We start from the raw sequence: 10,522 nt of genomic DNA on the forward strand, positions 1-10,522 counted from the left end.
CACGCTCCTCTGCGCTTTGTGTAATAAGCATAAAGAAAAACTTTTAGTCGGGAATTTCTTTATGCTTTTATTATACCAAAATACAGAGAGTTTCATTGAAAAAAATTCTCTGTATACATAGTTTTTTCTCTCTATATACATAGTTTTTTCTCTCTATATACATAGTTTTTTCTCTTGGTATTGGCTTTTAATCCCTTGTAAATACTAACTTTCTAACCACGCAAAAGAACAAAAGATTAAAATATAAAAGATAAACTTATAATAGGCTGCGCCTTTTCATTAAACCCATAAAAAAACAAAACAAAAAGAACCCCTACGTACAAAATTGACGTACGATGGGGTTCTTTTTGAACAATTTTCAGTGATATATCCCTTATTATCTAATATTATTGCCCCTTAATAAGCCGATAGAACTATTTTAACTTAACTAATTATTATTTATACGTTTCATGTCTAAAATCGCTTAGACGGTCAAATAAGCCAGTTTAACGTTAGAGACTGGGTCCTTTAAAAAGATCATACGTTAATTTAATGATTCGATTAATTAATGCTTTAACTTGTTCAATACCGCGATCTAATCTAGTTGGCGCTATTTTCGTATCTGGATTTGCTCTAGCTGTCGTCAGTGTTTTTAACCAGGTCTGGGCTACTTTTTTATTTTGAGTGAGTTCTTCATGATCCAGCTTATAAAGAACATACCGGGCCTCCGCATCAGTATGGGCTATCTTGTCGACACCATAATCATTTTTAAGCATGTCACGCATAGCATAATCCAGCTGTTGCTGTTCTCGTTGCCGCTTCTGTAGCGATTGATGCGTTTCTTTTAGGTTTTGATAATCAGCTTGGATGTCAGCTAATTGCGCTTTTACTTGTCCTAACGTTTGCTTGAGTTCTTCCGTCTCATGCTGGCTTTGCAAGGTGGCTTTCTTCATCGTGGCTAACACACTTTTAAAGCGATTTAAGTCATCAGGTTTAAGCACCGTCTTACCAAAGAGGTTTTTAGATAAGTCTTGTTTAAAGGCATCAATTTGTTTTTCGGCTAAGTCTACCTCCGTTAAGGCTTGATCCGTGATTTTAAGTACGGCCTGTTTCGCACGAATGTTGTCTTCAATATCGGCTAGTTCCGTTTTTAAGGCATTAAACTGATCATTGTATTTTTTGATTTCAGCGACATTCTCAAACGGTAAGGTTTTGTTATTTAAAATCCCTTGTTCATAAAAAGGCAGCACTTTTTTTAAATTCTGATCTAAATCCTCATGAAATGTTTGTAGATCATGTCGCGTTAGAACTTCTTTAGCTGATACTTTATAACGTGACTTTTTAACATCAAAAACCACCGGAACAAAAGCATAGTGTAAGTGAGGAGTTGTCTCGTCATAATGCACCACCGCGGCCACGGCATTTTCTTGGCTATAACGGTCATTCAGAAAATTAGTGGTTGCTTCAAAAAAGGCCCTCTGTTGCTCGTAGGGGGCTTCTGTGAGTTCTTCAGGTAAAGTGACTATCCACGTCGCTAACGCCTTCACATCGTCTCTTTTCATGCAATAAACGTCATTTAAACGCTCATTGAAACGTGAAAGCATATCTGAACCATCTGCCATGAGATCTTGATTCAGATAGGATTTCGATACATCAATTTCTTTGTTAGTGTGATGGTCGGTTTTACGTTCAAAATGGACCGCTAAACCGGGTACTGCGCCACGCGTATTTTTCTTTAAATGCGCCATCAAAAATGCCTCCTCGAAAAAGGTTTTCCAGGACCAGTATAACACCGTTAAAAATCTGGTATAGCCTGTTATACCAAAATGATATTTTGGACAGGCTCTGCGAGGAGCGTCATCGACAAGCGATGACAGTAGCGTTCCCCCTTCCTTCTGGGTGAACTGCTATTTTTCGGCGCCTATTATCCGGCTAGAAAAACCTCCGGCGGGTCACGCCGTGACGGGGCAATGTATCATTGCATGATCACCTTCAGTGAGAGCATGTCATGCAGAACGCTACCCGCGTGGGGCAAGCTGATGTCAGCTTAAACGCAAAAAACTGACCTGAAATTAAATATAAATCAGGTCAGTTTACAAAATTTTTGAAGAATAATCTTTTACATGTTCGAAAATTTTTTCCGGATTATTGATATTAGAGGATGGTATTTTAATTTCGTGCGTTTGAATTAGACTCTTTCGGTATGCCAATATCTGTTGGCTGTATTATCATTTCTAGTAATGGAACAATAAGAATTATTCCTAATAAATCAAAGGTTAGGCGATACACATTTAAATCCGGTTGATATTGATTCAAAACTGAAATAGAAATAGTTACCAGTGCAATACCAATCCCTTGCGATAAATTTTGATTCATTGTTGCCAATGTATTAGCGCTATTTCGTTCATTATAAGGAATATCTACTAAATTCATACCATTATATGCCGTTAGAGCTAAAGATCTACCAATTCCTGAAAGTGTTAGGATGATAATGCTATAAAATTCGGTTGTTTGATTGGTCACTGTACCAATAAGCAGAGTTGTTATAAATATCAGAAACAAAGAAATCAGAATAGGTTTTTTGAAACCTATTCTTTGTATGATTTGGTTTGCAAATGGTTTTATAGCAATATTTCCAACAAAAATGAATAGCACAACAGAACCTGCTTTAATTGCAGACCAGTGTAATGCGTTTTGGAAAAATATAGTACTTAGATATGGAATAGCACCGACAGTTAACCACATGATGTTTCCACCAAACTGACTCACCTTATATGAATTAAATTGGAAAGCTCGTACACTAAATAGTGGTGAAGTTGTCTTAATAAGATGTTTGACAGTAGCAAAGGTACTAAATATAAAAATAATTAACAAGAATATTGCCAATGTGTCAAAAACTTTTTTAGAGGAAATAATGTCCAAAGCGATTAATAATGAAGTACAAGCTAAACTAATTAAAGTAAACCCAATCCAATCAAAAGAAATGGTTTTATCTGTATATGCTCCATCATGTTTTATAATTTTACTACCAATAATAAATAAAAATATACCAATTGGGATATTAAGAATAAAAATCAAACGCCATGACCAGTAAGTAGAAATCACTCCACCAATAAATGGTGCAATAGCAGGCGCTATTAATGCTGGCCAAATCACATAGCTAATCATTTTAAGAAGGTTTTGAGGTGGAGTACTTTCTAGCACAATCAATCTTGATATCGGAACTAGTAATGCACCTGAAAAGCCTTGTAGTAATCTGAAAATTAGCATGAATGTTAAACTTGATGCACTACCACTACCGACTGAACTAACTATGAACATAATTATAGCCAAAAGCCAAATTGTTTTATTACCATACCTTTTAGCAAGCCAACCACTTAAAGGTATGAATACAGCCATAGCCATCATGTATATACTAATAATTAAAGAACCATTAGCAGAATTAATGTGCAAACTATCTTTAATTTGTGGTAAGGCTGTTGTCACAATCGTACTATCTAACATTTCCATAAATAAGCTTAAGCCCATTAACAGAGCAATCAATTTCTCATTATTTTTCATTCATCATTTCCCGGATCATTTTATTGTAAACAATTACATAATATTACTGGTGCCTATGAGTAACATTATAACAAATAGCGTTTACTGTGTAAACACTATTTGTAAAAAAAGGAGACACTATAATGTCTCCTTTTTTACAAATTATTATGCCTATCTGTCCCAATTACTAATTAGGGTATCTAATGCCTCATTGAGTTGATTATATTGCTCAATAGAGCAATTACTAGCTATTTTCTGATTAAGATAAAGAATTTTATTTCTAATTTGTTGCGTTGTTTCTTCGCCACTTTTTGTTAAGTATAGTGCGTAAGCACTTTTATTTCGCTCACTACTTCTACGTTCGATTAGCCCCAATTTAACGTACTTTTTAATAATGCGCGTCAACAAGCTGCGCTGTACACGCCGTTTATCGGCCAAAAACTGTTGAGTACAACCTGGGTTTTCTTGTATTGATAAAAAAATATTGTAATCAGATACATTGACAGATATATTTTCTGCAAAGCCAGCATAATCCTGCATAAATAACTGATATAAATGACTTATTTTTCGTCCAGTTTCTTGTAGTCTCATGTTCAGTAGTACCTTTTCTATTGATTTTATTCATAATAGCACTATATATCTATAGTTTATATTAGATGGTGATCGTATACTAACAGATAATAAAAAAACGTTATCTGAATCCCTCAATTATATTACGGTTTCCATCGTCTTATTCCAATCTATTCCCCCTTAATGATCAACAGTAAATAAATTAGACATATCTCCATTAATATTCCAGAACTAAAATTTTGAATGACTATTATGATAAATGCTAAAAAAACGGACCTTAGTACAGTCCGTTTAAAATTATATATTATTCATTTAATTTATTAAATATTTAACAATAAGGCCAGCTATTAATCCTAAAGCCGCACCAACACATACTCGCAGCAAAATAACATTAATTTCATTTCTACCTTTATTTTTTTCTATCATTGTTTTGATATACACCTCTATAATAGTATTTTTTATTATGATAGATTACAGGTTACTTAACGTAATTCTCAACGAAGCTAGCCAATCCTGCAATATCACGATCGGTTAGTTTGCCAATAGCAGATACTTTAATACGGTTCTTAGGTAAGTTAACAACACGCACAATGTCTACCCAAGTTGGCTTTTTTAATCCTGCCGCCTGCCAATCTTTGATTTCATAGTATTGTTTTTTGATATGCTGAGATTTGTTAGCATATTGTGATGTTAGACCTAGTCCAGATATAGATATCTCATCAGCAGATCGTACTAAAACCGGGCGACTTTTACCACCAGTTCCTTCGACAAACGTCACAAAAGCAACGATCACATCATTTGGTTTTAGCTCTGTCATGCTTCGTCAAACCACGCTTCCAGAGATTTATCATCAGTTGTTAGATCCAGTACCGGTAGCTGACTTGTAGCTGTTAGTAAACGATCCGTTAAACGTTCACGTTCTGTCATTTGTAAATCAAATGGCACACCACCGGAGGCAGCAACACGTTTATAAAGCGCGGTGATAAGTGTTGTTTGACTAAGTCCTAATGCATCTAGAACACGGTCTACATCCATTTTTAAATCTGCATCAACTTTTACTTGAATTCGTTTTTCGTTAATTGTTGTTGCCATAGCTAACTCCTTTTTTATTTTATAATACCATTTTACTACCTTAGGTAGTAAAATGGTATTTTTTTATGTCGGTTTGAGAGAAATTGATTGATGAAAAATCAAGCATGCTTGTATCTTTATTAGTATCTAAGTTAGTCTTATATAGATTGTGTCCCATTTGCGGTAGTCAGCTTGTACCAAGGATTTTAGCCGTTCTATTAGTAAAATCCTGTTTAATATACACGTCTTTTGCCGTAACTTCTAAATCAAAAGGATAAACTTAGTAACTATAAATACAGTTACTAAGTTTATCCAAAATCAATCTGATCTAACATAGTTTCCCGACTCGCTTGATCTAAACCAAGATAAGTCAAAGTCATGGCCTCACTAGAATGATTCAATAAGTGCATGACTAAACCAATGTTGTAATTAGACTGCGTATAAACCCGATAAGCACCCGTTTTACGCATGGTATGGGTACCTAGATAATTAATACCTAACAGATCACCTACACGCGCCATTATCTTATAAAACTGTTTTTCAGTAATATGACGATCTAGATGAGCGGTAGAAGGGAATAACCAGTCTGAATTGATGTTTTGTTGAACGAGCCAACCGTGATACACCAATAGATCTTGTTGAACAGGCTTTAAATATAGAGTATTGGGTTTCCCGGTTTTTCTATCGTGAATAAAGACGGTTTGCTTGACGGTTCCATCGGGATTAAAAACATCCGATTTTTTTAATGTCATCACATCACTCACACGGAGTAGAGTGGCTTTTCCAACCTGGAAGATGGTGTAGTTACGGCGGCCAGCCCGAAAGCTATCCAATAAGGTATCTTGCACCATCTTGAGTACATTAGAGTCTTTGATAGGGAGTACGATTTGTTGTACCATGTATGATGAATTCCTTTCAAATTAATATTAATACTGACTAGTTATTGGATAAATCTGTAAAATAATGTGATTGCCACGATTGCGTTTTGAGAGCGGTTTTGTTGAGATCATATTCCCACGTTGGATAAACACGGAAAGCCATTTTCCCGACAATATTATTGTTAGTCAGAATATTATGCTTAATCAATGCTGCTTTAGTGAACTCAAAATACCCTATTTTCACCTCATCTAGGACAGATACGATTAAATAATCGGCTGAATTATTTGCATCAAAAGGTTCATTAGTATTTGTACTATTTTTTTGCCAAAAAGCTAGAAAATACCCTTTTTTTAAAGGTGTTTTTTTAGCTTTTCGACTTTGATAAGTCCTACCGTCACTTGTAAATATGAAGGCCTCATATTCTTGATTAGCGAGTTCTGCAAAGGGGTTATCAATGTTTATTTGTTTCTGAAGGAACGCCAAAGAATCATATCTCATAGTTATCTTATCCTTTGTTTTTAAGGTCTATTATATCATTTTTAAAAAAAACAACCCCCGTTATCTAATGGTTTGATAACGGGGGTTGTTTTATCGCGGTTTTATAGGGGCGATAATATAATTATAGCCCCTGAATGGAAGGGCATTTTAGTAAGTGCCTAGTCACATATCTAGCTCATAACCAAAGCCCTGGTATTTTCCTTAGAAGTCAATAAATTAATTGGACTGTTTTACTGCAGCACTATATGGCATTTTTTTATTAATGAACGTAGTTATTCAAACTTGTAACTAATTTTTTAATTTCGTCACGAACCTTACGGAATTCTTGTAGTTGTTCTTCTACAGTTCCTGTGGCTTGCGCTGGGTCAGATAAAGGCCAGTGTAAACTCTTGGTTTGAGGGGGAAGCATAGGACATTTATCCTTGGCATCACCACATAAAGTAATAACTAAATCTGAAGTGTTCAAATAATTGAGATCAATTAATTTAGAGTAGTGGCTACTAATATCTACTCCATCTTCAGCCATAACTTTAACAGCATTTAGATTTAACCCATGAGTTTCAATCCCTGCACTCTCGATTTGAAACTCATTTTCCGGCAAGATTTTTTTTGCATATCCTTCAGCCATTTGACTGCGACAAGAATTTCCTGTACATAAAAAGTAAATTTTTTTCATTCTAAATCACCTATAATTTTAATTTGTATAACACCATAAACTTAAATGCAATTCTTCCATCAACACAGGTGTATAAGTATCAAGGTCTTCTATGTAAATATAGCCCTTTCTTTATGTTTGAAGTTTTGAAACAGAACCGTTCTAGTTAGCAAGAAATAGTTTCTGTATTAATTACATTTCAAACTCTATCCAGTGATTGAATTCTTTGTTTATAACATTTGCATGATAACAAATATTTCCATCCTCATCTTTGAATTCGGTAAACCATCCTTCTACTTTTTGACTGGATGTATCAGCATTTCCTTTTTTTAAGCCCTCAATGAAATTGGTGTAAGAAGCCTTTGAAAAAACTAATCTATCATCAAACTCCTTCTCTCCTAAGCTAGATAGATTAGAAGCTCGAGTTACTGCTTCACCAATCCATACTTTACTATTTATATTTGTATGGGAACGACCTGCTTTAATTACTAACTCTTGTGCTGTTGACATACCAATCCCAGCTTTAAATACCTCTTCTCCACGTCCATGGAGCACTTTATTTAACATCTTCAAGTAAGTATTAACACAAATGGTTTTAGTGGCGCAATCTAGAATATCTGATTTATACGGAGTATTGTAAATTGCATAAACACAATCTCCTCGAATACCAATTTCTTTAAAATTTTCTGTCTCTCGTAAGATCTCGATAATCTCTGAAGTAAATGCTCGTATTAACTTTGCTGTTTTCTTTTTATTTTCCAACCCTTTTTTGGAAAATAATTTTGAAGAATCTCTAACATCAACAAAAATTGCTGTTACCCAACTATAATAACCATTTTTAAAAGTGAATTTTTCATCGGTTGGTATGTTACTGTCTGGAATAGTTATCTCATTATCAAGTATCTCTTCTACTCTTTCTTTTCCTTTTTTATAATCATAAGTCATGATAATTCTCTCTTTCTTATTTCGATATTAGACAACCTACAAAAAAAACTATCACTAGTCCTATCCCTCCAACAGTTGAACAAACAATCCCTCTTTTGGTGCTCTTATATTTCAAATTACAGATTTTTGCATTCATATAGACTTGATTTAATAAATCGTCTACATCATTTGTCAGAGTTTGTTCAAAATATTGTTTTTTGAAAGTCCTTCTGCTTTTTTTAGAAATCGTTCCGAAAAAATATAACGAATCAATTTTGGTATTGCCGATTTTCTTTGAATATAAGAGAGGATTAAGTTCAAGAATAAAGAAGAAAATACTCACAATAATTAGCACTACAGACATGATAAATAATGAGATACAGATAATTTTTAACCAACCTATATTTCTAGAAAAAACTTCCCACATATCAGTTTCTTTTTGTAAGAATTTTTCTGAAGTGAGAAGGGTGCCAACTATCCCCATACCTGCTAATAGAATTGAGGTTTTTGTGTCACAAGTTTTAATCCATTCTAATATTCTATCTAGCCTATCAATTAAATCTTCTTTTTGCTCCTGAAGTTGATAAACGCCTTTAACTGAATCATCTATTTTCGCCATAAATTCCACCATTTTCTATCATTTTTTTGTTCTTGCAGATTTTCCAATTGCTCCTTAAGAGCTTTCACTTCATCTTTAGGTTGATTGTCTAATTGCTTTGTTTCTGTTTCCTGTGAGGGCATTTTGAGGGCTTTCAAACTATCGTTTTCTATCTTGTATTCTTCTAACAACTTTTTATCTTGCAAGGCTAGTCGTTGTTGTTGGTCTAAGATATTCAGTGTTTGTTTTTGAACTTCTAATAAACTCTTTATCTGTTCATCTTTTTCTTTTATTGAAGCTATCATATCTAAGTAAACATCATAATCGACAATCCTGTTTGTCGAATCACTTGTTGATGAATTGACATTTTCAAAACCCATAAAAGACTTTATATTATTAATGTCTCGGGAGTTCAAAACATATCTATTGCCTTCCTTGTTTGGCGTTTTACTTGGCGATAAGTTGGCGATTATTTGATGAATTCTTTGCTTGGAAACACCCAATTCATCAGCAAGTTCTCGAATCGTTTTTAAATTGTCACTCATGATCTATATCCTGCCTTTTAACGATTGGTAGATACTGTTCAATCGACTTTTTAAGATACTTAGCAATGTTCTTTTTTGAATAATTATCTTGTCTATCATTGACATACGCTAGGTGCTCTTTAACACCATTTAAGCCACGTATGTCTTTTAATTCATCGTAGAGTGGATAAACATTTTTCTGTAACCCTGACAACATAGCCGTATCCGTCAAATCAATGTATGACAACAAGAAATGTTCCATCAACAACTTTGTGTATGGACTTTTCATAGCTTCATACACAAGATCTTTTTCACTTTCTTCTTGTCTTATCTTACCGTCAATATACGCGGGATCATCTAGCTTGTAACTAATATCATCTGCGACTTGTTTTCTAGTAATGTGAAAGACAATGCTATCAATACTGCGTCCTTTCTTTACTTTGTCATAAGTCACGTTAAAAGTTGTCTGTTCATTGATTTCTGATATTGATTTTTTTAAGATCCACTTTGTGAAATCCGTCATATTTTTATACTCATTCACTGTATCAGTCATTTCTCGCAATTCTCGCATACTGATGATTGGATTACGGTAACTTTCAACTTGCACTTGTCTACGTCCGCCTTTAAATTTGTAATGCTCATATTGGTTATAATTCATAGATAACCACCGGTACAATATAATTGAATACTTGCTATTTAATTCTGATATATCGGACAACGCATGTTGCGTAAAATTAGTTTTAAGATTAATTAAGTAAGGCATAATCTTATCGCTAAACTGAATAGTCACTTCATCATGATAATCTGACCACTTTACATAAGGAATTGGAACGATACTTTCAAAATCAAATCCCTTATCTTGTACTATTTTAATCTGAAAAAAAGCCTGTTTTTGCATTTTTTCAATCGCTTCTTTAAACCGACTATGTTTGTTACTATCATCTACATTAAAAAAAGCAAATAACTCTCGCTTGGATAAATAAACCGTCTGATCTTTGGGAGGATTGTCTGTATCAATTAAAGACACAGCTAATTCAAACATTTTGAGTGGTGTCTTATCCATTTTTGCAATCGACGTAATTAAGCTATTATGTTCAACCACTTTTCGTTGTGATAATTCATTCAAGGTCTGTACCTGCCTTGTCTTTGATTCTGATATAATAGACATATAAACACGCTCCTCTGCGCTTTGTGTAATAAGCATAAAGAAAAACTTTTAGTCGGGAATTTCTTTATGCTTTTATTATACCAAAATACAGAGAGTTTCATTGAAAAAAATTCTCT

Annotated in this window: 12 protein-coding genes; all 12 read right to left on the reverse strand. The window is 33.9% G+C overall.

The annotated features are described in order from the left end of the window. Nucleotides 1–491: 491 nt before the first annotated feature. The 12 genes from mobV to LQZ75_RS09595 all read right to left on the reverse strand — a co-directional run bounded on the left by mobV (nt 492) and on the right by LQZ75_RS09595 (nt 10,406). Nucleotides 492–1,727: a MobV family relaxase gene (gene mobV / locus LQZ75_RS09540; RefSeq protein WP_230097587.1), complete on the reverse strand. Its 1,236-nt coding sequence runs from the start codon at nt 1,725–1,727 to the stop codon at nt 492–494. 421 nt (nt 1,728–2,148) lie between these two features. Next, nucleotides 2,149–3,540, reverse strand: coding sequence for an MFS transporter (locus LQZ75_RS09545; protein WP_230097588.1), 1,392 nt, complete (start codon nt 3,538–3,540; stop codon nt 2,149–2,151). Nucleotides 3,541–3,690: 150 nt separating this feature from the next. Beyond that, nucleotides 3,691–4,110 carry a MarR family winged helix-turn-helix transcriptional regulator gene (locus LQZ75_RS09550; RefSeq protein ID WP_230097589.1) on the reverse strand — a complete coding sequence of 140 codons (420 nt, stop codon included), beginning with the start codon at nt 4,108–4,110 and terminating at the stop codon, nt 3,691–3,693. Nucleotides 4,111–4,567: 457 nt separating this feature from the next. After that, nucleotides 4,568–4,906: a type II toxin-antitoxin system PemK/MazF family toxin gene (locus LQZ75_RS09555; RefSeq protein ID WP_230097590.1), complete on the reverse strand. Its 339-nt coding sequence runs from the start codon at nt 4,904–4,906 to the stop codon at nt 4,568–4,570. Then, nucleotides 4,903–5,181 (reverse strand): type II toxin-antitoxin system RelB/DinJ family antitoxin, encoded by a 279-nt coding sequence (locus tag LQZ75_RS09560; RefSeq protein ID WP_168722828.1) that lies wholly within the window; start codon nt 5,179–5,181, stop codon nt 4,903–4,905. Before LQZ75_RS09560 ends, LQZ75_RS09555 begins: the two co-directional genes overlap by 4 nt. Nucleotides 5,182–5,468: 287 nt before the next feature. Further along, complete coding sequence (locus tag LQZ75_RS09565) at nt 5,469–6,059, reverse strand: site-specific integrase (protein WP_230097591.1); 591 nt, start codon at nt 6,057–6,059, stop codon at nt 5,469–5,471. Nucleotides 6,060–6,096: 37 nt separating this feature from the next. Then, nucleotides 6,097–6,537, reverse strand: a complete 441-nt coding sequence (locus tag LQZ75_RS09570; protein ID WP_230097592.1) for a MepB family protein — start codon at nt 6,535–6,537, stop codon at nt 6,097–6,099. A 259-nt stretch (nt 6,538–6,796) separates the two neighbouring features. Beyond that, the gene (arsC, locus tag LQZ75_RS09575; RefSeq protein WP_230097593.1) at nt 6,797–7,213 is read right to left on the reverse strand and encodes an arsenate reductase (thioredoxin); all 417 of its coding nucleotides are present in this window, start codon (nt 7,211–7,213) and stop codon (nt 6,797–6,799) included. 171 nt (nt 7,214–7,384) lie between these two features. After that, nucleotides 7,385–8,137: an adenylate/guanylate cyclase domain-containing protein gene (locus LQZ75_RS09580; RefSeq protein WP_230097594.1), complete on the reverse strand. Its 753-nt coding sequence runs from the start codon at nt 8,135–8,137 to the stop codon at nt 7,385–7,387. 16 nt (nt 8,138–8,153) lie between these two features. Beyond that, nucleotides 8,154–8,735, reverse strand: a complete 582-nt coding sequence (locus tag LQZ75_RS09585; RefSeq protein ID WP_230097595.1) for a Pycsar system effector family protein — start codon at nt 8,733–8,735, stop codon at nt 8,154–8,156. Further along, entirely contained in the window at nt 8,723–9,259 is a 537-nt protein-coding gene (locus LQZ75_RS09590) for a MarR family transcriptional regulator (protein ID WP_230097596.1), read from the reverse strand. The genes LQZ75_RS09585 and LQZ75_RS09590 overlap by 13 nt, the downstream gene beginning before the upstream one ends. Beyond that, entirely contained in the window at nt 9,252–10,406 is a 1,155-nt protein-coding gene (locus LQZ75_RS09595; RefSeq protein ID WP_230097597.1) for a RepB family plasmid replication initiator protein, read from the reverse strand. The genes LQZ75_RS09590 and LQZ75_RS09595 overlap by 8 nt, the downstream gene beginning before the upstream one ends. Between the last annotated feature and the right edge of the window lie 116 nt (nt 10,407–10,522).

It is taken from the genome of Periweissella fabaria, from assembly GCF_918814575.1.
In the GTDB taxonomy this organism is placed as follows: Bacteria; Bacillota; Bacilli; order Lactobacillales; family Lactobacillaceae; genus Periweissella; species Periweissella fabaria.